This is a genomic window from Muriventricola aceti, from assembly GCF_025567565.1.
GTDB classification, from domain to species: Bacteria; Bacillota; Clostridia; order Oscillospirales; family Oscillospiraceae; genus Lawsonibacter; species Lawsonibacter aceti.
In genome coordinates this window covers 1-23,863 of record NZ_JAOQKF010000010.1, presented here as the reverse complement: position 1 = coordinate 23,863, position 23,863 = coordinate 1, and the positions used below count along the sequence as shown (strand labels likewise).

Below are 23,863 nucleotides of genomic sequence, written 5' to 3'. Positions count from 1 at the left end.
ATGCCTCACAATCCTGTGCGCTGCCAGCCGTCCAGCCGCTCCTGCACCGCGTCGATCATCCAGCCTCCGCCCACACGCTTCATGAGAAAGCGGCGGTCAAAGCCGGTGTTTTTCTCTCTGGTGTAGATGTAGAGCTTGTTCTTGGTAATCTGCTCTGCGTCCAGGAACTGCTCGCCCTTGTAGGTGCCCTGGGCACTGTACGAGAGGCCCAGAGGCCGGTAGCCCATACGGGGCTTTTCGCTCACATACTTCTCCCAGATCGCCAGCAGGCGGGGCACTGCCTGGGCATCCTCAAACCCAGCCTGCTCCATGTACTGCTCCCATTCCGTCATCTCGGCAAAGAACGCGGACAACACCCTGCGGCATTCCTCCACCGCCTGCTCATCCAGCTGGATGGGCTTTTTGGCCTTTTCTCGTTGGAGCTGGGAGAAGTGTTCCATCTGCTCTTTGGTGAATTGCTTATGGGCCACCGGATGGATGTAGTTGTTGCCGGCGATGGCCAGCAGGCCCTCGTATGTCACAGCGGTATGGTCGATCTGGATGTGGGAGAGCTTGGGGATGGAGGATGCCTGGAGCAGTCCAACGTCGTCCAGCCCGGTGTGGTTGAGGGTGAGAAGGTCCAGCTTACAGCTTTGCAGGGCGGACAGGCCGCCGCCGTGGATGGCGGCATTTCCGTCCAGCAGTAGATAGCGCAGCTTGGGCATGGCGGAAAAGACGGGGAAACAAGCGTCGGTAAGCGCGCCCTTCTCCACGCCGAAGTTGACCATGCTTTTATGCCCGGCAAAGGGGGCAAGCAGTTCATCCGTCACCGGGAATCCCTTTGTGTGGAAACCCGCCAGGGTATAACCGGCCAGCCGCCCTATGATTTCGGCGGTCAGCTCCGGGATCTCAAACTGCTTCTCTCCATCCAAGGTCAGGACACCGTTTTCCCAGTCCGCTGTCCGTGCCCGTTTTGGCCATTCCATAGCGTGCCTCCTTATTCCTGCTCTCTATAACAGGCTTCAATGTCGATGAAGCGCACATACACGGCGCAGACGTCTCCCTTGGCGTCATAGCCGAAGTAGACGGGATAGTAACCGTCACCCCAGCCGGAGGAGAAGATGGGCAGATTGCAGTCCGTGTCCGGTACTGTCCAGTTGAGCCAGTCGCCGCAGTCTCCCTGATATTTGGGGTGGGCTTGGGCGTTTTCCTCCAGTAAGTCGCAGAACAGGTCGTTGTAGGGGTCGATGTCCGGGTCCTCCTCCAGCCGCTTGGCCCAGTATGTCTTGAAGGCCGCCTGGGTCTGGATGTCCGCGATACACCCCATCCCGGCATCCACGCCGAAACCGAAGTAGTCGTCATCTCCCAGCGCCGCGTCCAACTCCTCGTTGCCCGTCATGCCCAGCTCATAGCGGACAGGCTTTTCCTGGCTGACCTCCACCTTGACGCAGGCGTAGCGGTCGCCGTATTGTTCGCTGGGCACCACGCAGATTTTCACCGGATAAGTTCCGGCGGGGATCGTTTGAAGGAACGGCAGAGTGTCCTCCAGCTCCACCAGCGGATCACAGGCGAAGATCTGCCCGGTGGGGAAATGGACGGCGCCGATGTCCAGTACATCCACGCCCATGTTCCCAATCACTTTCTCTGTGAAGTGGGCCTCCAAGTCATCTTTACAGGTCAGTTTATCCTTGATGGATTCGTATTTGTTCAGCCATTCAGTTGTAGGCATATCAGTTTCCTCCTGTTGATTCTGTTTCTTGATGTACACACTCTTTGAGCCGTCCCAGCAGCAGTTCACACACCGGCCATTCTGGAAATGATGGTCACAATTCGGGTAGCCATAGAGAATATGGGCACATTCCGGGCACAGCCCCATCATCTTTGATGAGCCTTTGAAAAACAGGCTGCCGCACTCATCACAAACGGCCAGTTCTTTTTCTGCCATGAGGATCACCAGTCCCGTTCCCGGATGGCCTCCTCGGTGTCAATGGGGATGCCAAACCACTCTAGAATGTAGGCCACAGTTGCCGCGATACACTCCCGTGCCACCGTTTCAATCTCGCTGTCGTGCTCGTCAAACTCCTCCTGGAGATCGTTGATGCCGCAGACCGCCTCGTCCAGCGTTTCCTGCACCGTTTCGGTGTCGGTTTCACCGCTCTCCAGCAGGTCGATGACCTTCTGAAGCTCGTCCTTTACCTTGTCTACCAGAAAAGCAGGATAGTAATCGTCCTGATACATCTCGTCCAGCAGTTTGTAATTGGGGTCAAATGCTTTCATAGGGATTGTTCCTTTCTCATTCAAACATCAAACCGTATGATTCGGTCAGGCTTCCGTCGTCCTCGTGAAATATACACTGATACAGAGGCTCACGCTGGGTTGCGTTGCGGAACCGCTCCAGAACCGGAGCCAGCGGCTCACCAGTAGGGATGCCGAGGGCATCAGACACCCGCCGTAAGCTGTCCACATCCATATCTTCCAAGTTACAGTTGCGCTGCCTCTGCCCATACTCCTCCAATGTTTTGGAATCCACATACAGCTTTGTGTCACAGCAGTCGTGCCAGCAAATACAGCTCACAAGCAGGGAAAAAAGGTCATCCATGCTCTCAGCCAGACGGCCTGCCTCGCCTTCGCTGCTGTAATAGCCGATGGAGCCATCTTCCAACAGGTGGTATTCTCCGCCGGAGCCATCCCTGGCAAACGCCATGCCGGGCAGGGAAAAGGTGCATCGGCCTTCTGCGTCATCCCGCGGGGACAACTCATCCAGCAGGAAGAAGTCAAACAGCGAATCAAATTCCTCTGCCAAATCAGGGTTTTCATGCAGTATCTTCAAATAGTCCATAGCCGTTTTCCCTCCGTTTACTGTTCTTGTATTAACTCGTGCAGCCTTTCCCGCCACAGCGTTTCTTCAATTACCTCATCATTTTGGTAAAAATGTTCCTTGTCACGGGCCAGATGATCGGCAAGCGGAGCTGCGTCCATAGGAGTGTAGACTGTGAAACTGTCCCAATCCGCTCCCTTGAGTTCCCGGTTGAGATAATACACCCGCTTGACATCGCGGGAATACCAGTGCCCAAGCAGTTCCCAGGAAGTCAGCTCTACATTGGGGAGCTGCTTGCCGTAGGCATAGATCCGTTTCTCATCCCTGGCAAAATAGGTATCGCCCAACGAGCGGAAAGAGGAAACTTCCGCGCCCTTGATGATCTTCACCTTTCCGTCCCCATTATGGAAGTAGACCTGCCGGCTGTCCTTTGCATATCCCTGGGGCGCGCCTGAATCGTTCTGGCCCTTGTCCAACACCTGGAAGGCTGCCAGATCTGCATCTGGGATTCTCCCGCTGGTGGTGTAGACGGCTGTTTTATCCATTGCGTAGGCATAGTTTAACACCCGAAACGATGCCGGGTCTGCTCCACGCAGGCGAATCCCGCCGAGAAAGCAGGCCGTAGAGGATTTGCCCCAGTAATGCCAACAGCAGAAGTCTTTGGGCGAAACACCCTTCAACAAGCCGTTTTCATATAGGCCAGAGAAATAGACGGCTCCATCCCGAAGGAAAAATTCGTTGTCCACCGGCTCTGTGTTGGTGATCGGCTGCAGCAGTTCTTCGTGATGATCTGTTAAGCTCAGTTCGATTTCGTCGTCGCTATACACTAAGTAGAGCCCATGAGGGGCCTTTCTATCGAAATGCAGTTCAATGTCATGATATTTGAGGATCAAAGGTTTCCCGCCGCTTCCCATGGTGGAAACATCATCGGGATTCCCAAAAATTTCTATGACCTCATCCTGTAACATTCCGAATTTCAGCGGTGAAATGTCACACGGATTCTGCAATATTTGATTGCGCCAAGTAGTAAAGTCCTGTTTCATAGTTTTCCGTCCAGTGCCCCAACGGTTTTCATAGCGGCGGAATCAAATTTGCACTGCCGCAGTTCCCGTTCAATCAGGGCAAACACATCGGGAAAGCACTCAATCTCGTCCTGATACTCATATTTTGCATACAGTTTCCCGTACTCCGAGATCCAAACCTCTGCCGGGTAGTAATAGCCGATGTGACCGATGGGCTGGCACTTCTGACCAGCTGCCTGCTCGATCTCCGCCAGCTCACAGCCGGACATATCCCGAAAAAAGGCTTCTTCCAAATGATTTTTGATCCCATTGACCAGGTAAGGGAACAGAGCGAATTGGAAGTCAGCCGCCCAGTTCAGCTTTTTCTGCGCCAGGTACCACTCACAGCACAGGCCGAAATACTTACGGTAAAATCGCTGGGTGGTCTTCATCATCGGGATGCCATGAGCGGCGTAATACTGCTCCGCAATGGAAATATCCACACTGCGGCCTTCCTGCCATCCGGCGTACTCCATCAGCTGCTTGACCTTGCTTTTGAGATCGCCGGAGATGGGAATGCGTTCTTTGATCATTCAATTCATCTCCTGTCTGCTGTGAATCAAAGTTCATTTGGATACCCAATCTTGCCCAGGCCCGCCTTGATTTCTTCCCATTCATTGCGCTTAGGGTTCAACGCAGTGACCAGTTCTTTTGTCACCGGCACCCCGTCCGCAAGCTGGCGCACAGCTTCCAAAGGCAGATTGGCCGGATAAAACCACTTCCCGTACTCCGCATAGCTCAACGGATTGCCATCAATCGTGGAGAGCAGATCCATGGATGCGTCCTCGCCGTCCATGGGATTGCAGTGCCAGGTGGTGCCATCTTCTGTCCAGACGCAGAAGGTGCTTTTCATCTTTTTGACTTCACGGCTGCCCATAAGTTTTTGCAAAGCAGGGGGCATCCCATCTGTCAGGTCTTCGATACGGGGAAGTTTTTCCTCCCAGTCATAGAGTTCAGAGTCCACACCGTTGATTACACAGCCTTCCGGCGCAAACATGACGATCATGCTCTGGTCACTGCCATCAGTGGCAAAGAATGCCTCTTTGCCTTTGCGCCATGCGGGGTTGTATGTATAGTGGCGGATGAAGCTCCATTCCTCCTCCACCATGATGATGTCCAGAGCTGCCAGCCCTTTGCAGAAGTTTTTCAGGCGCTCCGCATTGGGAAGGCCAGATAAATCTTTTGTGGAAATCATGTGGTTATCCTCCTGTCTTTCGTCACCACAGTCGGTCGATCTGGGTATATATCTTATTAGGCTCTCTGTCCGTAAAACTGGTCAATGAGTCAGTGGGTTCTGTAAGCGGCATCACATTCAAAATATCCAGTACATAATACCAGATTCCTGTATCCCAGTCCCGGAACCGCCCATTGCAGACAGCGCTTCCATACTCACCGGGAGCCAAATCCAGTGCCAGTTCATTGAGGGGCTGTTTTTGCCCGGCCTTATCGTAGGTATATCGCTCTGGTATCGCACCAATATGCCAATCATAGCGGTAACGCACCTGGATTCCGGACTCCTGCTGAATCAGTTCGAAAGGGTGAAGCCGCATTGTGCCATTCGGCTTCCATTCCATCAGCCTGCGACAGTCCCTATCGATCTGAAATCCATCGGGCCTCTGTAAGATCGATACAAAGTGTGTAGGCAGGCCAAAGGAATAGTAAGAGAAGAAGTCTTTCGGCAGCCGCATGGCTTTGGGATACTGGTTCCGCTGTGCGGCCGCGTTTCCGCCCCGGCAGTCTTTATACCATTGCAGGCGGATCTGCTGAACCAGAAGTGTGGGCAGATATTTGCGCCGTTTGCTATTCTGTTTCATTGCCGCGCCCCCTTCCTGGCTTGATTCTTTCAATGATTATCCATATTTCAGACATTTACAACTCTGCCGCAAACTCATAGGAAACCGCAATGATGTTGTAAACATCATCGTATGTAAACAGCCGGTAGTGCCGATAGATGCCTTTGTCAAAGTCCTCCCGCACCGGCAAAGACTTCAGCCAGGTGCTATCCTCAATTAAATCAAAAGAGCTGCCATCCAGACGCCCCGTCCCAGCCAGACTTTCATAGGTGTCCAATTCACAGGCAAAATAGGTCAGCACCCGCCGGAAGGTGAGTGTGTAGGGAAACCAGTCTTTTTCGTCACTGTGCTGGGAGATTAGATGGCCATTGATGTCCCCCATAAAGGTCAGATTGTTCAGATCATCTTGTTTCACCTGATCCAGATAGATGCAGTCCCGTCCCTTCAAAACACCTAAGCAGGTGTTAACAGCAGCCGCTTTTTCCATAGGTAACGCTCTTTCCTCAGCTCTCATGAGTAATACAAAAAATCTCCTTGTTCAAATCAAAGTAGACCACCATCAGCTCGTCGGTGATCTCCGGGTTGAAGGACAGATCCATAATGAAAACTTGTTGATTCATCTCGCTATCCACCAGGCTGCCAAACCGCTTGAGCTTCAAAAAGTCCACCATCTCGGCAAAGGACAGCTTGGATGGGTCGGTTCCCGGAAAAAGTTCCGCCGCAATATCCGGGCCTACCTCGTCCCGGTGGAACTCCATGAAAAATGTCACAATGCTATGGTAGCGGCTGTCCTCGTCCGCCAGCGCCGCTTTGATGGCGGCTTTGGCCTTTTCCGCCAATTTCTCCGCCTCATCCAGCATTTCTCCCACCGCATCCATAGCAGTAGGATCAGCAGTCAGTTCTTCCTCCACATCGAAGAGAAAGGGCAGTCCCGATTATTCGGGAAAGTTGAAGATTTCCTCGCCGGGGGTATATGGTAAATCAATGCGTTTACAGTTCAGCTTCATCTCTGCGCCTCCTTATCCCTCAATGTTGGCAGCTTTAAGGCCCTTTTTCAAGGAGCCATAGACCGTCACCGCATGGTCGGTGAACATCTCGTCGCAGTCAAACCAGGCGGTGAAGCTGCCGCCGGAGGTGACGGACAGGCTGGTCATGCTGATCCGCCGGGCAAGTTCTTCCTCCGTGATGGGGTCTGTTTCCGAATCGCGGGGGTTGTCCTCATCCTGGGAGAGCCAGTCGTTGGCCAGCCCAGTCAGGTTCTTGGCCGCAAGCTCCCGCATGGCCTTGTCCCAGGTTTCACAGTCGGCCAGCAGCTTCTTGGCGGCACTGCGGGCGCGGGTCCAGGAGGGCTTGCTCTCCGCATTGACCTCAAGGGAAAGGTGCACATCCTTTCCGCACCACTGGATCTCGCCCTCAAAGGTATCATGGTCCTTGTCCAGTGTCAGTTCTCCCAGCACCTGGTCCTGGATCACCGCCGGCTTGTGGTACTCGTCCAGAACGGCCTGAAGCTCCGGGCAGTCCTCATGGGCCTTGACTATCTCGGAGATACACCAGGGCCACGCCACCAGATCCTTTGCCCATTCTTCTTTCATCCGGCGAATCTTCAGGCGGCAGATCTGCTCGCGGCCAAAGCGTCCCCAGCCCTTATCGCTGTTTCGTTCCTCATCGGTGACTGGCCACTCCAGCCGTTCCTCTTTGGTGGTGACTTTGCCGGTGTCACAGAACACCATGCCCAGCGTCACAACGGTCATTTCCCAAAAGTTGCCTTTCCAGTTAAATCCGCCCCCAATGCAGCGATTGATCAGAGCGACCACTTCCTGCTCCTCGGGCTCGTACATCTCATAGAATTCCTCAAACATGTGTGTGACCTCCTTTACAGCAGTTTCAGCACCGCGGCGGCAGGTTCGGCAAACTCCTCCGGGGCCTGCTCCAACATATCCCGGCAGGCCAGCACCGCCTGCCAGGAGTAGTAATAGAAGCTGTAAAATTCGTTTGCGGGGAACACCTCGTCCTCCTCGTAGCGCATCTCATCTTCTTCCTCGTCGTATTCCTCCGACCACAGGTATTCTTCCTTTAACAAATCGGAGAAGCAGGGTAGGGGAGAGGCGTGCTCCAGCTCATCTCCATCGTGGAAGCACTGGAGGATGCAGGCAAAGAAGTCCAGTAGTTCCCCGGCCAGAAAATGGGCTGCGGAGTTTTGTCCGCTCTCCGCGAGGGCCTTCCCCAGAATCCGGCTCAGAAACACCATGCCGAAAGGGGTGGCGTGCCAAAGGGTACTCTGGTGCTCCATGTTGGTGGTGAGCTCATAGAGGGACTCTTTGACGGACGCCAAGTCACACATCTGCTCCAGTACCGTCAGGTGTGCGGGAAACTCCGTCCCCCGGCCATAGGCGGTGGTGAGCCGGTGCCACGGAACATCCGTGACCTTGAGTTGAGTAATATAGGTTCTGTTTTCTTCTGTCATCATGTTATTGCCCTCCTTATCCCGCCGCCTGCTTGCGGTATTCCTTCTCCAGCGCGGTGTACCACCGTTTCAGCATGGTTTCCAGGCTGGTTTTCCCGCTGCGGTCTGTAAAAACAAGAAACTTCTGCATCAGTCTGGGGAATAGATATTTGCCCGCTTCTGTCAAATCTTGATTGAGATAGACCATCCGAAGGATACGGCCCTGCCGGTCCAGAGGATTCTTTTTCAGCAGTTCCTTTTCAAAGCAGAAGCGCAGGAACACTACATTCTCGTCGTAGAAGTCCTCCACCACAGCCGCGCCAATGCTGGTGTAGGTGATGTCGTACACCAAACGGCTCCAGTCAAATTTCTCGGCATAGAGCAGTTTCAGCGCCTTCTCCCAGTGCTCCTCCGGAATCACCAGCATCCTGTGCCGGGCGGTGCTGGAGTAGCCGCGGTAGACGGGTTCCGGGTGTCCCAGCAGTTCGCTCACACTGTCGGCATAGACGAAGCACAACTCCTCGTCAAACAGGCCGCCGATAAAGTTACCATTGCAGTACAGCATATAGTTTTTGGACTTGGCCGGAGAGTAAGAGAGGCTGTATTCCTGGGAATCCAGGATGTTATGTACCTTGTTCAGAAAGTCTATCGATGTCATGACCTTACTCCTTATGCTTCAAACTCGCCCTCGATCATCCCGTTCAGATACCGGCCTGGGTCTGCAATGAAGTCATCCCATTTGGCCAGGGGGTGGAACTCCTCATGCTCGATGTCCAGATACCAGAGTTTCTTGTCCCTGGGGCTCCAAAGCAGCAGGTAGTCGCTGTAGTTGTCCATCTGCACCATCAGGGAGAGCAGCTTCTTCCGTTTCCAGGTCATCTCCTGTACATCCATGTAGGAGTAGAGCTCTGCCCACTTCACCCATTCCTGCTCCGGAAATTCCAAACGCAGGGGGCCGGTTTTCAAGTATTCCACCAGCTTGGCGGGCAGCTTATAGGGCATGAGCTGCCGGACCTTTTCCTGCTCGTTGTGCCAGTCCTCCGGTTCCAGGGCCTTCAGGTAGTCAGCCAGCTCCTGATTTTTGTTCTGCACCGCCACGGTGTAAGGCCGGTCGCCGTATTTGTCGGCAATGGTGATGTCAGCTCCTTGCTCAATGAGCCAGCGCACCATAGGGAGATTTTTGTGTCGGACAGCTTCAGTGACAGGGGTGGAGGCGTTCGGAAACACCATGTCCGGCTTGTGGTAATTGATATCTGCCCCTTTTTCCAGAAGCAGGCGGGCAAGTTTGGTATTGCCCTCGGACACAGCGGCCCGGAATGCCTCCCCGCCAAACTTGCCCACCGTGATCCCGGCCTGTTCCAGCACCGGGATATTCTCCGGGCGCTTGCCCCAGCGCACTTCCTGGAAGGCCCGCTCTTTCTGCTTCGGGCTGAATTTTGCGGCCTGTCCAGCAAAGAGAGCGACTACCTCCGGCCCGCAACAGCGGGCGGCGGTAAGCAGTAGGGGCTGTTCCTCTGCCAGACCGGGATCCGCTCCATGCTCCAGCAGGAAGTGGATCATGGGCACATCATTCCGAAAAACTGCGATCTCCAATGGCATCAGTTTGATATACTCACTAAGCTGGATGGGAACATCTAAATCCAGACCGCCTTGGAGCAACGCCTCCAGCACGGGAATATTATGGTCACAGATGGCGGCAGCCGTTTCCGGAAGAGTTTCCCAACGGCCAATATATGCAATTTGGTACATAAGGCACCTACTTTCGTTGTTGTTTCACTTGATAGGGTATCGTCCGGCCCAGTACCCGGCCCTTGCCAACCGCGTTGGCTCCCTCATAGATCAAAAATTCCGCATTATTTTCCAGCGGAGCGTAGTCAATAGTATCCGGATAGAGGGGTTGGGCATTTCCCAAAGCCGGTTCATCAAATGAACACTCAGTTCCGTCCAGAAAGCATACTCCCAGATATTCCGTGGTCCCTGTGACTGCAAAATGAGGACAATATTTTCCGCTGACCAGGCTGGGGGGAGTCTTTCGCTTGCCGCGCCAGAAGATGACCTCCACATGGAGCACCGCCCGGTTTTCATCTGTCCCGATCATGCTGTATCACTCCTATCCCACAATGGTGGTTTCCTGGACGGCCAGATTGTTGAAATCCATGGCGAGCAACTTCCCGGCGGCCTCTGGGGTACACATGAACCAGGTGCTCACGCCCCAGGCGTCCATCCTTGTAACGGTGAAAAAGTCGGTTTGGGCAGAAGTAGGTTCTCTTGCGTCAATATAGTAGTCGGAGTAGAGATACACCAGATCCACCTCCCGCTCCGGCAGCCACTTGGCCCGGTGCGCACGCGGTTTGCCATTTTTCAGAGTCTTTTCCCTGGGGTTCTCAAACCACGCCAGTTCCTTGAGCTTCAGACCGGTGAAGGTATCCATGAGCCGCTGGGCGATCTCCCGGTGGGTAAATACCCCGCAGTCCCAGGAGCCCATCAGCCATGTCTTTATAAAGTCGCCCACCTTGCTGCCAGGAGCAGGCGGCCCGTAGACGCTCTCATCCGCCCACATAACTTCTATCTTTTCACATTGATCTGGCCGAGGACAGGACTGCTTGTTGCCATAGCGGTACATGATATTCACATAGCCATAGTCTTCGCCGGTTCGGTCATGTCCGACGGCTTCAACTTTATAGGCGGTTATGGACATTGCGGTTCCACCTCCTGGGTCAGTGTAAAGTGATTGGAGTTAATCCTCCTCAAGTTGTTCCTGCGCCTCTTTGGGCAGGTCGTTCCATAAAATATCATATGTAAACTCCCGAATCTCCGGGTAACACTCCCGCGCGGTCTGTTCCGCAATATCCCGGTTCAAATAGTGCATCTCCTGATGGAAGAACCAGTTGAGCTTTTCCATCAGCCGGTAGAGGCGGATCTGTTCTTCTTGGTTCATGGGGCGCCTCCTCGGATTATCAAAGGATAGAATAGCTGTACTTACGCCAGCTCTGCGTCCAGAATCTGAACCTGTTTTCCACTCTCGTTCACATAGTAAAGGGCGATATAGTCGATGCCGTCCCGCTTGACCTGCTCCCAGGGCATACGCCCGCCGTTGATCAGTTCCACGGTATCCGCCTCATCAGGTTCGAAGTCCTCTTTTTCATCCTCGTAGTCCACGCTGTACCCCAGCTCCAGCACCAGCTTGGAGGCGGGGATCTCATACCGCTTGAGGGGGCGGTGTTCCAATTCAGATGGATCGTGTTTATCGCAGAACATATTGTCGTAGCCATGCCGCCCGCCGTCGAAGATGACAAACTCCTCACTGCTCTCCGGGTCACGGGCCGCCACCAGTCCGGGGGCCTCGTCCCCATCTACAATATAGGATTGAGGCTCTCCCTTCACCGTGAGCAGATCTCCGTAATACCAAACCTCCAGCAGTTCACTGCCGGTGGTAGAACAGAGCGTCACGGTGGGCAGACGATTCTCCGCCCATCCTTTCACATGTCCGATGAGCCAGGTAGGATATTTTTCAGTCATCATAGTCTTTCTCCTCCTACTTCAATTTCAGCACAAATCCCCAGATGCTCACTACGATCAGGAGGACGCCCAGCAGGAAGAACACCACCCGCCGGTATCCTCTGCTGTGGCGGTGGGCATCCCGTGTGCCGGTGGGGTCGCAGAGCCAATTCCAGTTGCGGATCGCCCCAATTAAAATCACGGCCCCGATGAGCACCGAGGCAATGTACCAATGCTCCTGCAAAAATGCTGTGATTTGCTCGCTGTTCATTTACATATAACCCTCTTTCCATCATCAGGAGTTTCCTTTCGGATGATCTCCTCCCGCTCTTTCCAATCCATCTCCAAGGCTTTTTCTTCTTCTAAATATTTCTCGCAGTCCCGGACCAGTTTTTGGGCGTCCGGGTCATCCGGGGCCAGGGCAAGCCAGCGTTTTGCGTATGTATAGGCGGTGGCTGCGGAGCGGTATGCCATCAGGCAGGAATAGCCCATCCGGGCGTTCCAGTAGGGATCGTCCTCTCCCTGGGTGCGGACGGATTCCAGCAGATCAATGGCGTGTCGGATGAGATCCCCGTCCACTTCACCGTCGGTCCCATGCACTCCATGATTTCCCAGGACCGCCAGATTGCTGTAAGCCCGGCTCAGTTTAACGGTCAGCAAATAACCTCGCTCCTGCTCCGGGATGGCTTCGATAGCCTCAATACATCGGGAGAACTCGTCCGCATCATTCCACTGCTCAATATACTCCAGCAGTTTTGTTTCTTCTGTCTGATTCATCGTTTCACCGCCTTTTCTGTGTCATCCTTTGCCTTTTTTGAAGTGTCCGCTGCCCCGCCAGGTGTTGACTACACAGGTGAAAATCTGGCCACAGTGCTTGCACCGGATCATGTGAGCCATAATTTCGTCTGCCCATCCATCCTCAGTCTTTACCTTCTCCAGCGGACAGGTGGACTCCTCTGTCATCAGTTCAAATTGGCCTTGTCCCACCAACTGCTGAATATAAGCAATGCAGGCCAGGTAGTCCTTTGGGGCGTCAAATTTTCTCCATGTTTGAATGTTTCGGCAGTGCTCGCACATGATAGAACCCTCCTTACGAAAATACTTGCTGGTATTTCTCTTTCAGTTCCTTCGGCGCCGACTTGATGACCTTGCTGCCGCCGTTTTCGGAGGCCGGGCCCCAGATGGCCCAGAGCAGGCTCTGCCAAGCGATGGCCTGGAATTTCGGGTCTTCGTTTTCTTCCGGCAGGAGATAAGCGGAAAAGCGGCGCTTGACTGCCAGCAGCGCATCCAGGCTTTCCGCATTGGCGATCAGGCTGCGGAATTCCCTGGCAGGCTCCAGCCACTGCATAGACAATGCGCCCCGCACCAATACCCCCAGCGTCCATGGTTGAAAACCAAACTTCCGGATCAAGGCATGAAGGAATTTCTCTTGCAGGGAGGAGTGCTCATCGTCACAGAGATCCAGATACTCCGTCACCAGCGGTGCCCACTGTTCTCCCTCTAGCCCCAGAGCAAACACGGCGAAGGTACCGGGCATGGCGCAGGCTTCATCGGGGAGGTTGTTGTACCACTCAAACTCCCGCATAGCCAGACGAGCGTATCGCTCCATAGCCGGATGCAGATTGGGGTGCTGCACAGCACAGGCAAAGAGCTGATTGACTCCCTTCTTGGGCAGGCCGGGAATGGGCAGATAGATTTTCTCCTTTCCTCTGAACTCCACCGAGTAACTGCGGGGAAATTCCTCCTGCTCCAGCACCGCGCACAGGTAGTCCAGGATTTCAGCATAGCATTCCTCGGTGGAGTCCCTGGCGGTAATGCGGACGGTGGCGAAAGCATCATTGGCCGATGCGGTGAAATGCTCCGTCTTACGCCGCTGGATGTCCTTCGGCAGCTTGCCGCTGCCATTGGTTTTCAGTTCCTTTACCATGTTGGGACGGAGCTGGGAAACCAGACCGAGGATGTGTTCGGTTTTAAGAGATTCAAAGCTCTGCCCATACATCGTGCAGCAGACCGCCACATAGCAGGCAAAGCGCAGCAGCCCTTCGTCCACATCCTCCGGCCGCAACTCCGGCCACACCGTACAGGGCGGAAAGACTGTAAACCCATCGTCCCGCTCTCCCACAAGGAAGAACCGCTCCTGCACCTGCTGTTCTATATACTTCTCCAATGTATAGCGGATCTCTTCCCAGCCAACCAGCCGCCGCAGGGCATCGCAGAAGATAACAGCTTCCTCATAGGGGAATCCCTGCAAAGGCAGTTTGGACAGATACCGCTCCAGCAGCTGGCTGGGAAGAAAGGGTGTTCCGCTTTGGGTCCGAACGACCACCGGATAGCCGGAATGGTTTTCTTTTGCAGTTCCATCCAACACATCCTGGATGCACTGATCGGCGTGTTCCAGCACCTCGGGGTCAGTATCCGGTTTATGGATCAGGTAGTAGCGGCCATGCACGCCGTCACGCTTTGGCAAGCTCATAGCAGGCCACCACTTTCTTCCAGGTTCTCCATTATCGGAATAAAAATCTGTCGGTATAGTTCTTTCAGTTCCTCTGAAGCTGATTCCACCACTTTCTGACCACCCTTGGCGCTGGCTTTGCCCCAGATCACATAGCAGACCGTTTCCCATGCGTATTGCAGCACTTCCTCCGGGCTGGCTTCTGTTTCCTCGGTGGGTTCTTCATCCTCGTCATCGTCGTCCTCGTCGGAGGAGAAACCGCTTGGAACGATCTCAGACAGGTGGATTTTTGCCTCCAGCAGAGCGTCCAGGCTCTCTGAGTTTGCCATCCATGCGGCATAGTCCTTGGAATACTTCATGTTCTGCATGGACAGCACCCCACGGACAAATACAGGGACGGTATCGGCGGTAAATCCGAACTGTTTTACATACTCTCTGAGGAATTTTTCCTGTAAGTGGGAGTGCTCATCATCACAGAGGTCGAGATAATCCCAGATAAGCTGCCGCCACTCTTGCCCCAGCATTCCCAGGGCGAACACGGCAAAGCTGCCGGGGAGCGCGTACTGCCCATCGCTGAGATTGGTGTACTGTTCATATTGCCGCATAGCAAGCCGGGCGTACCGTTCCATCAGGGGATGGAGGCCGGGGTACTGTACGGCACAGGCAAAGAACTGGTTTACTCCCTTTTTGGGCAGTCCTGTGATGGGAAGATAACTCTTTTCCGGTCCTTTGAACTCCACCGCATAGCTGCGGGGAAAATCCTCCTGCTCCAGAAGCTCACACAGGTAGTTCAGCACTTCGGCATAGCATTCCTCTGTACTGTCCCTGGCAGTAATACGGATCACGGCAAAGGCATCGTTGGCCGATGCGGTGAAGTGCTCTGTTTTCCGCTTTTGCAGAGAGCGCGGCAGCCTGCCGGTCCCATGTTCCCGGAGCTTTTTCACCATATCCGGACGGACTTTCTCCACCAATCCAAAGAGGTAATTGGTGTCCAGATACTGAAAGTCCATACCATATACCTTATAGCTCACCGCCACATAGCAGGCAAAACGCAGCAGCGTCTCCGGGACCTCCTCTGCACGAATGCCTGGTTTCAGGGAATACTCCCGATCCCAGAAGTGATCATCTTCATTGCCTGTTGCAACAAAATACTTCTCTTGCAGCTCCCGTTTCAGCATATCAAGTAGATGGTGGTCAATTTCACCCCACCGGCTCTGGCGGCGCAGGTTTTCGCTGAAGGCGATGGCCTTTTCCGCATCCAGGGTCTCGGCCCGCTGTATTTCGGTCCACGCCCTAAGCAGTTGCCACACCTCAAAGGGCGCACCTTGACTGCTAACCACTACCGGCGGCCAGAGGGAATCAAGCCGCGTGATTCTCCCGTCAATGGCATCCTGGATGCACTGGTCAAAGAGCGGCTGCAGTTCCTCCTGTACCTCGGGCTTCATCCAGTAACAGCGCCCGTCCGCACTGTTGAACTTTGGCAAATTCATAGCGATTTCCTCCTATCAGGTCTGCTGGTGCTGCATGGATACGATTTGGCAGTCAGGGCAGAACTCGATGTAGAGTGTGCCCTCTGTGCCGTCCATCAAAGTATCCCACTGGATCTGGGCCAGATATTTCATGGGCTTTCCGCAGTGGGGGCAGGCGGTGTATTCCCAGTCCTGAACCCAGTTGGCAAAGCCGCCGACGGTGTTCACATCGTCACAGGCGGCGCCATAGAACAGGGGCACAGGCGCACCGCCCAGCACGAAGGGATTTTCGGTAAGGGACCTGTAGTCCTCCGGCCGGACATAGCAGTCCATCTTTCCCGCCCCGTCAAAGAGCTCTGAGGGAAAGACCTCTACGCCGCCGTCCAGAGTAAAGCGGTTGAAAGCGGGGCCTTTCAGAAAGCCCACGCAGTTGGGACAGCAGGTGGCGGTCAGAATGCCGTCCAGCCCCAGAAACTTCAGCCGCTCGTCCCGGCCGTCCAATACCAGCATGTCCGCCATCCGCCCGCCGCAGTGGGGACAGGTGTCCTCCCGTGCCCGCCCGATGCGGACGGGGGACACTTCACCGGGGGCTCCCTTGACGAAGGAAAAGCAGGTATCGAAGTTGAGTTCGATCCGTTGTCCCTCCTTGTTAAAGGTCCAGCCGCCGCACTGGGCGTAAATGGACGGGTCTACATAGAGCTTCTTGCGCCAGGAGCGGGGATGCTTCTCCAGTTCCAACAGCGTTTCCAGTGCCCGGTCATCGCCCTGGAAAGCAAGGCAGCACATCAGGTTGGACGCTTCACTGGAATCCTCTGTGGACAGCAGCGCACGGATCAGGCGCTCCCCCACATCAGCGGGAGCGCGATCATAGATCTCGCAGGGCCAGAACACCCCTGCGGCCAGCGCCGCCCGCTGGATTTCCGGGGTGATGGCGTCCCGGTAGCCCAGAAGCTGCCAGAAGTCGGTACATTCGGGGTCCTCCATATCAGCAAGCCGATGGATGTTCTGGATCAGGTTTCTCTGCTTCTCGGCAATCTGTTCCGGTGTCCAGGCCAATGCAGTTTTTCGCTCCTGCTCACACTTGCATTTCCAGCACAATCCGTCATAGCCCAAAGGGGTCCCACAGCCGGGGCAGGTATATTTCAGGCTCATATTTTTCGACTCCTTTCCGATGATAGAAAAACGCCCCGCGACGCTCTGTCACTTGGACAGGCTGACGCGGGGCGTGAAAAGGCCGCGAGGGAAACACCACATCCACCGGCGGATGTGGTTTCTTCTTGGGAGAAAATCAGTTTTTTATATAGAAACGAGGCCGTTATTGGATGATTCATACGCATTTTCCAAAGGTTCCAGATGTATTACTCCAGATTCTATACATACAGTGTACACTCTTATCATGTCAATGCTTGTACGGCTGGAGGATTCGTTCAAAGGAAATGATATGCTGGAATCGTTTATTTTCATCATACCGAATTACGAGAAAATAATCAACCAAAATTTACATTAATCTTAACAGGAAAAAGCTTTTACCTTCCGGTTCGTATCATGTCCCCCTGATCCTGTACAATAGCGATATCTGGACACCAAAGGAGATACCGCTATGGAACCAAAATGCCACAAATTCACCCCCGGCCTGCTCCGCCGCTATGTCCTTCATCTGCGGGAGGATGAGCGGGCGGACAGCACCATTGAAAAGTACGTCCGGGACCTGGAGGCCCTGGGCCGCCATCTGGCGGAGCGGCCCGTTACCAAGGCCGCCCTGATCGGCTGGAAGGAGGAACTGGCCCAGCGCCACGCCCCTGCCACGGTCAACAGCATGATCGCCGCTGTCAACGGCTTTCTGCGCTTCATGGGCTGGCGGGAGTGCGCCGTGAAGCTGCTGAACATTCAAAAGTCTCCGTTCTGTGACGAGGGCCGGGAGCTGACCCGGAGCGAGTACGTCCGGCTGGTCCGGGCGGCGGAGCTGGACGGCAACCGGCGCCTCACTCTGGTCCTGCAAACCATCTGCGCCACCGGCATCCGGGTGAGCGAGCTGAAATGTATCACCGTGGAGGCCGTGGAGACGGGCCGGGCGGAGATCGCCAACAAGGGCAAGCGGCGTACCGTCTTTCTCCCGGACAAGCTGCGCCGCCTGCTGCGAACATACCTCCAGGCACAAAAAAAGACCGCCCAACCGGCGGACGTCAAAAATCCTGTATTCACCACCCGGACGGGAAAGCCCCTGGATCGCTCTAACATCTGGCGGGACATGAAAAAGCTCTGCGACAGCGCCGGGGTGGAGCCGGGAAAAGTCTTTCCCCACAACCTGCGCCACCTGTTCGCCCGGACCTATTACACACTGGAAAAGGACCTGTCCCGGCTGGCGGACATTCTGGGCCACTCCAGCGTAAACACCACCCGCGTCTACACCATGGAGAGCGGGGCTGTCCACGCCCGGCAGATGGAGCGCATGGGCCTTGTCTTGACCACATAGTTTCCGTTCTGTTGTAGTCCTGCCAATTTATGTAGCATTACATAAGTGGATTATAGCCTTAAAGTGGGAAAATAGCAAGTGATTTTCCGATTTTCGGCGTGCCAATCAGACGGGGCAGGTGGTTTGTTCTGCGCCGCCTGATTTGGCGTGGGAAAATTCAGTTTTGACTGGTGCTTTTTGTCGAAAAGGGGTATAACGGGCCTGTCTCAAAGGGCCTTTGGGCCTTTATCCTAAAATGGACTACAACAGAACGGAAATTCTGTTGTGGTCTTTTTTTCTGCCCAAAACGACAGAACGGAAAGAATGTTGTTGCGGACGTTCTTTCCACAGAAAAGACGGGCGGGAGCCTGTCAAAAGAACTGGGGGGCGTTGCCGGGACAGTCAAGTGATCTCGCGTTTTCCCGGCCTGTGGGGGCAGGCATAAATGATTTTTACATAGATAGAGAGGGGAAAAACAGAATGAAGAAACGCATTTTATCTACACTTCTTGCATCTACCATAATATTAGGAGCTGTGCCTTTGCAAGCTGCTGCGGCCTCGACTGACGATGTAGCACGTTTGATTACACTGGCACCAGTGACCTATTATTCTGGTAAGACGGCAACTATTCAAAAAGATTTGAATCCGGGTGCGGTTATACCAGTTACAGCGACAGATTCTCTTGATACTTTATACGGTTGGTATGCTGATCCGTCATCTCACTTGGTTCAGTCTGGCCCATTAAAAGATGGAATGTCTATGTGGTATGCAGAGCCGGAAAAACAGACATTGGCGTTTACAGAGGAAAGCCCTATGTGGCTTCAGATTACCAAAGCACGAGAGGATGCACTTACCTTTACAGATAAATTTATTGTAAAACGTGACACCAGAATTGGCAACTACTTTTGGGAAGGCGTAACAACGCTGAACTTTAACGGTGAAATCAAAATTGAGAACGGAACTCTGATGTTCCGGAATCAGAGTCCCAGTGTAGAAATGGGATATACCGACACTCAGGCAATTGAGATTCACTTGTCAGAACCTATTGTAGTATCAGAGGTAGGAACTCTGATTCTGGAAAATCGTTACGGCACACCTAAAGAAATAAATGCGGTTCCAGACGTTCTCATTGCACCCGAAGGACAGCCTGCCATTATAGTAGAGGATGGAACCGTTCATTCGGGATGCTTCCAAATCGAGCGGAGTGAAGATGACACGTCTAGTGAACCTCTTGTTGAGGTACAGAGCGGAGAATTTATCTTTGAGGCGGGGCCAAGTTCAGCTGGTAATACGGAAACAGGTATGCCGACATATCAAAGAGTCAACTCTTCGGAACTGGCTACTGTACTAAAGCACAGTTCGAGTGAAGCTCCGGCAGTTCGTGTTAAAGACGGTGCATCGGTCGCTATAAAAGGTGGCGAGTTTGAAAGTTCTGGAACGTCTCCTGTTTTTGAAGTAGAGAGTGGAGCTACACTTACTCTCCCTGGTGGAACTGTTGGTGTAATGAGTGGTAAAGAGGGAGAGAATACGATTACCGCTGTTGGTGAACCTGCCATATCAGTAGAAAACGGAGGAAAACTGATTTTTGCAGAAGGAGCTGAGAGCCAGGTTTCTTCAACAGAGAACAATGATTAGGCTATCTCTCTGGCCGGTGGCTCCAAGGTGCAGAAGGGCGATACCACCATCACCGTGGGCAAGAACGACGGGGGCGAAACTGGCGGTAGCTATATGGACAACGATGGCAACATCATGCTGGGCACTGGCAGCTCCGTCACCGATTCCAACGGCACCACCGAGCTGCCCAACGGCGGCAGTGTGGACCAGGACGGCGATGTAACGCAAAACGACCTCCCTGCCGAAAGCATTTCTCTGAATCAGACCAGCGTGACCCCGTACAGCAATACCACGCCGAACACCGTCCAACTGATTGCAAACGTAACACCGGACAATACCGCCGATTCCGTCACATGGTCCTCCGATAACGAAGCCGTCGCCACTGTGAATGAGAGCGGTCTGGTCACCGCTGTATCCAACGGCTCTGCAACGATTACTGTAACCGCCGGAAATGTAAGCGCCGCCTGTACGGTCACTGTGACCACCTATACCTCCGGCGGCGGTTCTTCCGATGACGACGACCCCACTTACAGCGTCACCCTGCCCAAGAACGTGAAGGGCGGCGAGGTCAAGACCAGCCACCGCTACGCCGAGCAGGGCAACACCGTCACCATCACCGTCGATCCCGACAAGGGCTATGAGCTGGACGAGCTGACCGTGACCGACAGCAAGGGCAGGGAGCTTGACCTGACCGACAAGGGGAACGGCAAGTACACCTTCAAGATGCCCGGCACCCGTGTAGAGGTGGAGGTCAGCTTCAAGCTGATCGAGACTGAACCGGAAGCCCCCGCCTTTGCGGACGTGCCCGCCAGCGCCTACTACGCCGACGAGGTGAAGTGGGCTGTGGAGCAGGGCATTACCAGCGGCACCTCCACCACCACGTTCAGCCCGGACATGAGCTGCACCCGTGCCCAGATTGTGACCTTACTGGTTTTGATTTCTTTCAGCTGCTATTATACACGGCTCTGTCGGACCTAAAACTGTGGTCAAAAACACTCCCGTTCCTTTTACAAGTACCGCATGGAAACGATAAAAGGCGGGGATGTTTGCGTTTTCAGATGTCCGGATTGACGCCTCATATTCAGAGCACTCAGCTCCATTTTGCCGCAACCCACGAATCAGAACTTGCGGAACATGAAACAAAAAACGATTGGAACCGCCTTAAGTATGAAAAGGGAGTCTCGCATGGCTGGTCATGGGGAAACAGACATGATATATTAAATATTATAAATTGACACAATGGAGGAGTCAGCAATGGGGAATTTTATGAAGGCTTACACAATCGCATTTGAGAGCAGCGGCGGAGGACAAGTAACATCTCGTGCCATCGTTCCCTTTTTAAAAACTTCAAGAAGTTGTGGAAGATTCCCCTGAAAATGTCATTCGCCGAATTAATGGGAAAATTATGCGCGTTCATGCGTACAAGTGGAATCACATGGACGAGGATTATCTGGTTGTTCCCATTGGAAAACTCAAAGAGAAAAACAAACCTTTCGGAAGCAATCCAACGACTGAAAAATTGATTGACATTCCGCAGGATATGTTCGATGTCAATTCGATTGCATATCACAAGCGGTACCGCGTCGCACTACTATCATCTAATCTTGCGGGGCCTAATGACAACGATATTGAGGATTATTTTAATTCTTATCTTCCGCCGGATGTAGAATATAAAGTTCGCCTCCGCCCTATAATGCGTAATATAGCACTTGAGGAAGATTTGTAATGCACAGGAAGTGCGAAGTGTAACAATTGCTTTAAATATAGGTCGGCCATTAAATGATTTTCTTTCCGGTCAAGTTCACGAAGAAAAAGGTGTCCATGAACATCTTAAAGCGCTGATGGAGCTTTCTAAAACGACGAGGGAATCAAACACTTTTACGCTAACACTTGGCTTAGGCAAAAAGAAAAAAGCAACTCTCAACATAGGAGTACTTATTGAACTTTTGGAATCTATTAACTTGGATGCAAATTGTAGCAACGAGATAACTGTTAATTATCGCAATGGGCCTGATGAGAAAATCGATATAGCAAAATTGAAAGACAGCACTACTATTTTAAAAGGGGTTTTTCCAATCAAGGTAACACAGTTAGGAACTGGATATATTCTAAATAATATGGACGAGATACTCAGAAACGAGCGAACAAAGTATTATCAGCAGGTGCAAGATTACTTTTCGAATTCAATAGAAATTGGGGAGGACTATGAAATTAATAAGATTTGGGAGGAAAGGCCTGTTGTCTAAGCTCAATCTCATAATCTCTTTCGTATGGAAAAATTGCAAATTGGAAGCGTTAATTATTATGTCAGGGATTCTGTGGATAAACCTATCTTGGCGCATTCCTGAAGTAACTCAAATCTTGGCGGATTATTTTTCTGAATCTTGGTGTTCTGGAATAGAAGGTGTTGCATCGGTTATTATAGGAATATATTTACAATATGGTCGATTTATGCGACATCTGCATCAAAAATAAACGATGAATTACTAAAAAATAAGGTAGAAGGGCAACTGTTCTTTTTAATTGGAGTAGGTTTAACTGAATCATTTGTAGCAACAGTATTGTGCGTGTTTGTCCCGTATGAAATCCCTCATTATGCTGAAATAATGACATTATTTACAGTTCTCACCTCTGTTTCGTTTGTTAAGTTTATCGTGCTTATAATGATGACTACAAAAGTGAATATAAAGTATATCATTCAGGAAATAGATGAGAAAAATGCAATATATACAGAAATGCAAATTAAGCTGGACGAAATTTACCAACGGGCAATAGGAGAAAAGTGAATTTCCAAATTTGCTCCGCAAAATAAAGAAAAACTCTCCTTGGAGCGTCTGCTCCAAGGGGAATTGGTCGGAGTGTAATTATAGGACTTGGAAAAACACAGCCATATCAATGGTTTTAGCGCAGCAAGCAAGAGGTTTTTTATCCGTTCAGATTATATAGTCTGAAATATTTATAATTTTTGTTTCTGCTTCCACGACTACTGTGACTTCTTCATCTCTTTCTTCAAGATCGTGAAAAAGTTCCAGCATGATCTCAACAGCTTCTCTCATTTCGGAAGGAATCTTCTCAATGTTTTTTAGGACGATAGTAGTCGGAAATTCAAAGGAGCAGTGGAGGCAATCCCAAAGAGCATCCATATTATTTCCATAGTAATCTGGAAGTTGGAATACTTTTTTAAAATACTCGTGTAACTTCCATAGGGAATTGATTCCTGCAAAATCCAAAGTAATTTCCTTCATCGTATAGCCTCCAATCCAATTTCGTAAAAGGTCAAATAGTGGTCATAGGTGACAAAAATCAGTCCGTCATTTGAATAGAGCAATCGGCAACCATTGCGATACCCGCGGACATAATCAAAATCCGCCTCATACCAAACTCGACCGATTGCTACAGGAAGCCTATGGTCACGGTTTTTATAAATATCGCCTCCGATTAGTATTCCGGGTAACACATCGGCGAGATTACCGAGCCATTTCTTCCATCCGCGCTCTTTTGCCTCATCCTGCGTCAAATAAGAGTCAGGGAGTCTGCCATGAATTGCCACATACAAATCTACACCTTCACTCCCTGCTTTTGTTGCAGACCCAACAGCAATTGCGGTCATTGCTTCTACATGGCATTTACAATTGGGGTGGACTGGAATTTCCGCGATTCTGGGATCATCAACTGCAAGAATCCTGCCGTTCATGGATGCACAATAATAACAAGTACCAGGTGTTATGATGGCGCGCCAGATCTTCCACAGTCTACTTTCGTAAGTGACCCTTGCCGCTTTGCGCAAAATATGGCTGCTAAAATAATTACTGATAATATACCCTGTTTTCTTGACGATGTACACACCATTTCCCCCTATATGTAAAATAGAACTTCTACATATAGGCGTCCAACAGCCAAAAGTTGCACGTTTCCACGCAACAAGAAAAGCTAATTTACAAAATAAAAGGGTAAGTCCCATAAGGACTTACCCTTGGTCCGAGTGTCATTAAAGGATCTGTGGAAATCCAGTAATATCAATGGTTTGCAAGCAGCAAGCAAGGCTTTCATCCTATAAAACTAAAATTCCGAATTTTAAGGTATATAATCACTTCAACCGGCATTACAAGTACAACAGTTATGCGCACCGAGATCAGCTTTTTCTTATCGGTATGATATTTTAGAAAAATGAATTCTATTCTTTTTCCGCAAATTGCAAGTGTAAGTTGGACACCTGCACGGTAGAACTTAGTGAATCAGAGCGTCGGTCAGGATGGAAGCCGCTGGCTTCCGTCCTGGGCGATG

Annotated in this window: 30 protein-coding genes and 1 pseudogene; 5 read left to right on the top strand and 26 right to left on the bottom strand. The window is 52.1% G+C overall.

Annotated elements, in window-relative coordinates:
• Positions 1–5: 5 nt before the first annotated feature.
• The 24 genes and pseudogenes from OCV64_RS11315 to OCV64_RS11200 form a co-directional block, all read right to left on the bottom strand.
• Entirely contained in the window at positions 6–965 is a 960-nt protein-coding gene (locus OCV64_RS11315) for a RhsIA family immunity protein (RefSeq protein ID WP_262670062.1), read from the bottom strand.
• A gap of 11 nt (positions 966–976) precedes the next feature.
• Positions 977–1,924, bottom strand: coding sequence for a DUF4241 domain-containing protein (locus OCV64_RS11310; RefSeq protein WP_186853051.1), 948 nt, complete (start codon positions 1,922–1,924; stop codon positions 977–979).
• 5 nt (positions 1,925–1,929) lie between these two features.
• A complete protein-coding gene (locus tag OCV64_RS11305) occupies positions 1,930–2,256 on the bottom strand; it encodes a DUF5713 family protein (RefSeq protein ID WP_262670061.1) in 327 nt (108 codons plus the stop codon).
• A gap of 16 nt (positions 2,257–2,272) precedes the next feature.
• Complete coding sequence (locus tag OCV64_RS11300; protein WP_186853049.1) at positions 2,273–2,818, bottom strand: hypothetical protein; 546 nt, start codon at positions 2,816–2,818, stop codon at positions 2,273–2,275.
• A 17-nt stretch (positions 2,819–2,835) separates the two neighbouring features.
• Complete coding sequence (locus tag OCV64_RS11295; protein WP_262670060.1) at positions 2,836–3,840, bottom strand: DKNYY domain-containing protein; 1,005 nt, start codon at positions 3,838–3,840, stop codon at positions 2,836–2,838.
• Positions 3,837–4,391 carry an SUKH-3 domain-containing protein gene (locus OCV64_RS11290; RefSeq protein WP_147571305.1) on the bottom strand — a complete coding sequence of 185 codons (555 nt, stop codon included), beginning with the start codon at positions 4,389–4,391 and terminating at the stop codon, positions 3,837–3,839. The genes OCV64_RS11295 and OCV64_RS11290 overlap by 4 nt, the downstream gene beginning before the upstream one ends.
• Before the next feature lie 26 nt (positions 4,392–4,417).
• On the bottom strand, positions 4,418–5,053 hold the full coding sequence (locus OCV64_RS11285; RefSeq protein WP_262670059.1) for a hypothetical protein: 636 nt from the start codon (positions 5,051–5,053) through the stop codon (positions 4,418–4,420).
• Between the two features lie 22 nt (positions 5,054–5,075).
• The gene (locus tag OCV64_RS11280) at positions 5,076–5,672 is read right to left on the bottom strand and encodes a hypothetical protein (protein ID WP_240287949.1); all 597 of its coding nucleotides are present in this window, start codon (positions 5,670–5,672) and stop codon (positions 5,076–5,078) included.
• A 55-nt stretch (positions 5,673–5,727) separates the two neighbouring features.
• Positions 5,728–6,138 carry a hypothetical protein gene (locus OCV64_RS11275; protein WP_240287948.1) on the bottom strand — a complete coding sequence of 137 codons (411 nt, stop codon included), beginning with the start codon at positions 6,136–6,138 and terminating at the stop codon, positions 5,728–5,730.
• 16 nt (positions 6,139–6,154) lie between these two features.
• A pseudogene (locus OCV64_RS11270) lies at positions 6,155–6,658 on the bottom strand (DUF2004 domain-containing protein).
• 12 nt (positions 6,659–6,670) lie between these two features.
• On the bottom strand, positions 6,671–7,510 hold the full coding sequence (locus tag OCV64_RS11265) for a DUF2262 domain-containing protein (protein ID WP_262670056.1): 840 nt from the start codon (positions 7,508–7,510) through the stop codon (positions 6,671–6,673).
• Positions 7,511–7,524: 14 nt separating this feature from the next.
• Positions 7,525–8,118, bottom strand: a complete 594-nt coding sequence (locus OCV64_RS11260; protein ID WP_394803833.1) for a hypothetical protein — start codon at positions 8,116–8,118, stop codon at positions 7,525–7,527.
• Positions 8,119–8,131: 13 nt separating this feature from the next.
• Positions 8,132–8,752, bottom strand: a complete 621-nt coding sequence (locus OCV64_RS11255; protein WP_262670054.1) for a hypothetical protein — start codon at positions 8,750–8,752, stop codon at positions 8,132–8,134.
• Between the two features lie 11 nt (positions 8,753–8,763).
• Complete coding sequence (locus OCV64_RS11250) at positions 8,764–9,843, bottom strand: ankyrin repeat domain-containing protein (protein ID WP_262670053.1); 1,080 nt, start codon at positions 9,841–9,843, stop codon at positions 8,764–8,766.
• Positions 9,844–9,850: 7 nt separating this feature from the next.
• Entirely contained in the window at positions 9,851–10,192 is a 342-nt protein-coding gene (locus OCV64_RS11245; RefSeq protein WP_033120482.1) for a hypothetical protein, read from the bottom strand.
• A gap of 12 nt (positions 10,193–10,204) precedes the next feature.
• Complete coding sequence (locus OCV64_RS11240) at positions 10,205–10,792, bottom strand: hypothetical protein (RefSeq protein WP_262670050.1); 588 nt, start codon at positions 10,790–10,792, stop codon at positions 10,205–10,207.
• Between the two features lie 39 nt (positions 10,793–10,831).
• Positions 10,832–11,032: a hypothetical protein gene (locus tag OCV64_RS11235; RefSeq protein WP_147571296.1), complete on the bottom strand. Its 201-nt coding sequence runs from the start codon at positions 11,030–11,032 to the stop codon at positions 10,832–10,834.
• Between the two features lie 41 nt (positions 11,033–11,073).
• Complete coding sequence (locus tag OCV64_RS11230) at positions 11,074–11,616, bottom strand: hypothetical protein (protein ID WP_262670048.1); 543 nt, start codon at positions 11,614–11,616, stop codon at positions 11,074–11,076.
• 13 nt (positions 11,617–11,629) lie between these two features.
• Positions 11,630–11,863 carry an immunity 17 family protein gene (locus OCV64_RS11225; protein ID WP_002576934.1) on the bottom strand — a complete coding sequence of 78 codons (234 nt, stop codon included), beginning with the start codon at positions 11,861–11,863 and terminating at the stop codon, positions 11,630–11,632.
• Positions 11,860–12,369, bottom strand: a complete 510-nt coding sequence (locus tag OCV64_RS11220; RefSeq protein ID WP_147571294.1) for a hypothetical protein — start codon at positions 12,367–12,369, stop codon at positions 11,860–11,862. The genes OCV64_RS11225 and OCV64_RS11220 overlap by 4 nt, the downstream gene beginning before the upstream one ends.
• 21 nt (positions 12,370–12,390) lie before the next feature.
• Positions 12,391–12,669 (bottom strand): hypothetical protein, encoded by a 279-nt coding sequence (locus tag OCV64_RS11215; protein ID WP_147571293.1) that lies wholly within the window; start codon positions 12,667–12,669, stop codon positions 12,391–12,393.
• Between the two features lie 13 nt (positions 12,670–12,682).
• Positions 12,683–14,065: a DUF6138 family protein gene (locus OCV64_RS11210; RefSeq protein ID WP_262670044.1), complete on the bottom strand. Its 1,383-nt coding sequence runs from the start codon at positions 14,063–14,065 to the stop codon at positions 12,683–12,685.
• The gene (locus OCV64_RS11205; protein WP_262670043.1) at positions 14,062–15,534 is read right to left on the bottom strand and encodes a DUF6138 family protein; all 1,473 of its coding nucleotides are present in this window, start codon (positions 15,532–15,534) and stop codon (positions 14,062–14,064) included. Before OCV64_RS11205 ends, OCV64_RS11210 begins: the two co-directional genes overlap by 4 nt.
• 15 nt (positions 15,535–15,549) lie before the next feature.
• Positions 15,550–16,665, bottom strand: a complete 1,116-nt coding sequence (locus OCV64_RS11200; RefSeq protein ID WP_262670042.1) for a hypothetical protein — start codon at positions 16,663–16,665, stop codon at positions 15,550–15,552.
• Positions 16,666–17,113: 448 nt separating this feature from the next.
• On the opposite strand from OCV64_RS11200, the gene OCV64_RS11195 reads away from it, so the two are divergent.
• The 5 genes from OCV64_RS11195 to OCV64_RS11175 all read left to right on the top strand — a co-directional run bounded on the left by OCV64_RS11195 (position 17,114) and on the right by OCV64_RS11175 (position 21,825).
• Positions 17,114–17,986: a tyrosine-type recombinase/integrase gene (locus OCV64_RS11195; RefSeq protein WP_262670041.1), complete on the top strand. Its 873-nt coding sequence runs from the start codon at positions 17,114–17,116 to the stop codon at positions 17,984–17,986.
• A 459-nt stretch (positions 17,987–18,445) separates the two neighbouring features.
• The gene (locus OCV64_RS11190; protein WP_262670040.1) at positions 18,446–19,600 is read left to right on the top strand and encodes a hypothetical protein; all 1,155 of its coding nucleotides are present in this window, start codon (positions 18,446–18,448) and stop codon (positions 19,598–19,600) included.
• A 27-nt stretch (positions 19,601–19,627) separates the two neighbouring features.
• Entirely contained in the window at positions 19,628–20,557 is a 930-nt protein-coding gene (locus tag OCV64_RS11185) for an Ig-like domain-containing protein (protein ID WP_262670039.1), read from the top strand.
• Between the two features lie 457 nt (positions 20,558–21,014).
• Positions 21,015–21,305 carry a hypothetical protein gene (locus OCV64_RS11180; RefSeq protein WP_262670038.1) on the top strand — a complete coding sequence of 97 codons (291 nt, stop codon included), beginning with the start codon at positions 21,015–21,017 and terminating at the stop codon, positions 21,303–21,305.
• Positions 21,289–21,825, top strand: coding sequence for a hypothetical protein (locus OCV64_RS11175; RefSeq protein ID WP_262670037.1), 537 nt, complete (start codon positions 21,289–21,291; stop codon positions 21,823–21,825). The genes OCV64_RS11180 and OCV64_RS11175 overlap by 17 nt, the downstream gene beginning before the upstream one ends.
• A gap of 687 nt (positions 21,826–22,512) precedes the next feature.
• Here OCV64_RS11175 and OCV64_RS11170 read toward each other — a convergent pair.
• Both OCV64_RS11170 and OCV64_RS11165 read right to left on the bottom strand, forming a co-directional pair.
• Positions 22,513–22,824 (bottom strand): barstar family protein, encoded by a 312-nt coding sequence (locus OCV64_RS11170; RefSeq protein WP_262670035.1) that lies wholly within the window; start codon positions 22,822–22,824, stop codon positions 22,513–22,515.
• A complete protein-coding gene (locus OCV64_RS11165) occupies positions 22,821–23,423 on the bottom strand; it encodes a ribonuclease domain-containing protein (RefSeq protein WP_262670034.1) in 603 nt (200 codons plus the stop codon). Before OCV64_RS11165 ends, OCV64_RS11170 begins: the two co-directional genes overlap by 4 nt.
• Positions 23,424–23,863 lie beyond the last annotated feature (440 nt).

What these genes read in the sequence shown, in the direction of transcription:
- OCV64_RS11245 (WP_033120482.1), bottom strand. Translation starts at nt 10,192, where the DNA reads ATGATCGGGACAGATGAAAACCGGGCGGTGCTCCATGTGGAGGTCATC.
- OCV64_RS11290 (WP_147571305.1), bottom strand. Translation starts at nt 4,391, where the DNA reads ATGATCAAAGAACGCATTCCCATCTCCGGCGATCTCAAAAGCAAGGTC.
- OCV64_RS11180 (WP_262670038.1), top strand. Translation starts at nt 21,015, where the DNA reads ATGGACGAGGATTATCTGGTTGTTCCCATTGGAAAACTCAAAGAGAAA.
- OCV64_RS11315 (WP_262670062.1), bottom strand. Translation starts at nt 965, where the DNA reads ATGGAATGGCCAAAACGGGCACGGACAGCGGACTGGGAAAACGGTGTC.
- OCV64_RS11280 (WP_240287949.1), bottom strand. Translation starts at nt 5,672, where the DNA reads ATGAAACAGAATAGCAAACGGCGCAAATATCTGCCCACACTTCTGGTT.
- OCV64_RS11190 (WP_262670040.1), top strand. Translation starts at nt 18,446, where the DNA reads ATGAAGAAACGCATTTTATCTACACTTCTTGCATCTACCATAATATTA.
- OCV64_RS11205 (WP_262670043.1), bottom strand. Translation starts at nt 15,534, where the DNA reads ATGAATTTGCCAAAGTTCAACAGTGCGGACGGGCGCTGTTACTGGATG.
- OCV64_RS11275 (WP_240287948.1), bottom strand. Translation starts at nt 6,138, where the DNA reads ATGGAAAAAGCGGCTGCTGTTAACACCTGCTTAGGTGTTTTGAAGGGA.
- OCV64_RS11255 (WP_262670054.1), bottom strand. Translation starts at nt 8,752, where the DNA reads ATGACATCGATAGACTTTCTGAACAAGGTACATAACATCCTGGATTCC.
- OCV64_RS11170 (WP_262670035.1), bottom strand. Translation starts at nt 22,824, where the DNA reads ATGAAGGAAATTACTTTGGATTTTGCAGGAATCAATTCCCTATGGAAG.
- OCV64_RS11250 (WP_262670053.1), bottom strand. Translation starts at nt 9,843, where the DNA reads ATGTACCAAATTGCATATATTGGCCGTTGGGAAACTCTTCCGGAAACG.
- OCV64_RS11285 (WP_262670059.1), bottom strand. Translation starts at nt 5,053, where the DNA reads ATGATTTCCACAAAAGATTTATCTGGCCTTCCCAATGCGGAGCGCCTG.
- OCV64_RS11310 (WP_186853051.1), bottom strand. Translation starts at nt 1,924, where the DNA reads ATGGCAGAAAAAGAACTGGCCGTTTGTGATGAGTGCGGCAGCCTGTTT.
- OCV64_RS11230 (WP_262670048.1), bottom strand. Translation starts at nt 11,616, where the DNA reads ATGATGACTGAAAAATATCCTACCTGGCTCATCGGACATGTGAAAGGA.
- OCV64_RS11240 (WP_262670050.1), bottom strand. Translation starts at nt 10,792, where the DNA reads ATGTCCATAACCGCCTATAAAGTTGAAGCCGTCGGACATGACCGAACC.
- OCV64_RS11225 (WP_002576934.1), bottom strand. Translation starts at nt 11,863, where the DNA reads ATGAACAGCGAGCAAATCACAGCATTTTTGCAGGAGCATTGGTACATT.
- OCV64_RS11260 (WP_394803833.1), bottom strand. Translation starts at nt 8,118, where the DNA reads ATGATGACAGAAGAAAACAGAACCTATATTACTCAACTCAAGGTCACG.
- OCV64_RS11195 (WP_262670041.1), top strand. Translation starts at nt 17,114, where the DNA reads ATGGAACCAAAATGCCACAAATTCACCCCCGGCCTGCTCCGCCGCTAT.
- OCV64_RS11300 (WP_186853049.1), bottom strand. Translation starts at nt 2,818, where the DNA reads ATGGACTATTTGAAGATACTGCATGAAAACCCTGATTTGGCAGAGGAA.
- OCV64_RS11200 (WP_262670042.1), bottom strand. Translation starts at nt 16,665, where the DNA reads ATGAGCCTGAAATATACCTGCCCCGGCTGTGGGACCCCTTTGGGCTAT.
- OCV64_RS11295 (WP_262670060.1), bottom strand. Translation starts at nt 3,840, where the DNA reads ATGAAACAGGACTTTACTACTTGGCGCAATCAAATATTGCAGAATCCG.
- OCV64_RS11265 (WP_262670056.1), bottom strand. Translation starts at nt 7,510, where the DNA reads ATGTTTGAGGAATTCTATGAGATGTACGAGCCCGAGGAGCAGGAAGTG.
- OCV64_RS11210 (WP_262670044.1), bottom strand. Translation starts at nt 14,065, where the DNA reads ATGAGCTTGCCAAAGCGTGACGGCGTGCATGGCCGCTACTACCTGATC.
- OCV64_RS11305 (WP_262670061.1), bottom strand. Translation starts at nt 2,256, where the DNA reads ATGAAAGCATTTGACCCCAATTACAAACTGCTGGACGAGATGTATCAG.
- OCV64_RS11235 (WP_147571296.1), bottom strand. Translation starts at nt 11,032, where the DNA reads ATGAACCAAGAAGAACAGATCCGCCTCTACCGGCTGATGGAAAAGCTC.
- OCV64_RS11215 (WP_147571293.1), bottom strand. Translation starts at nt 12,669, where the DNA reads ATGTGCGAGCACTGCCGAAACATTCAAACATGGAGAAAATTTGACGCC.
- OCV64_RS11220 (WP_147571294.1), bottom strand. Translation starts at nt 12,369, where the DNA reads ATGAATCAGACAGAAGAAACAAAACTGCTGGAGTATATTGAGCAGTGG.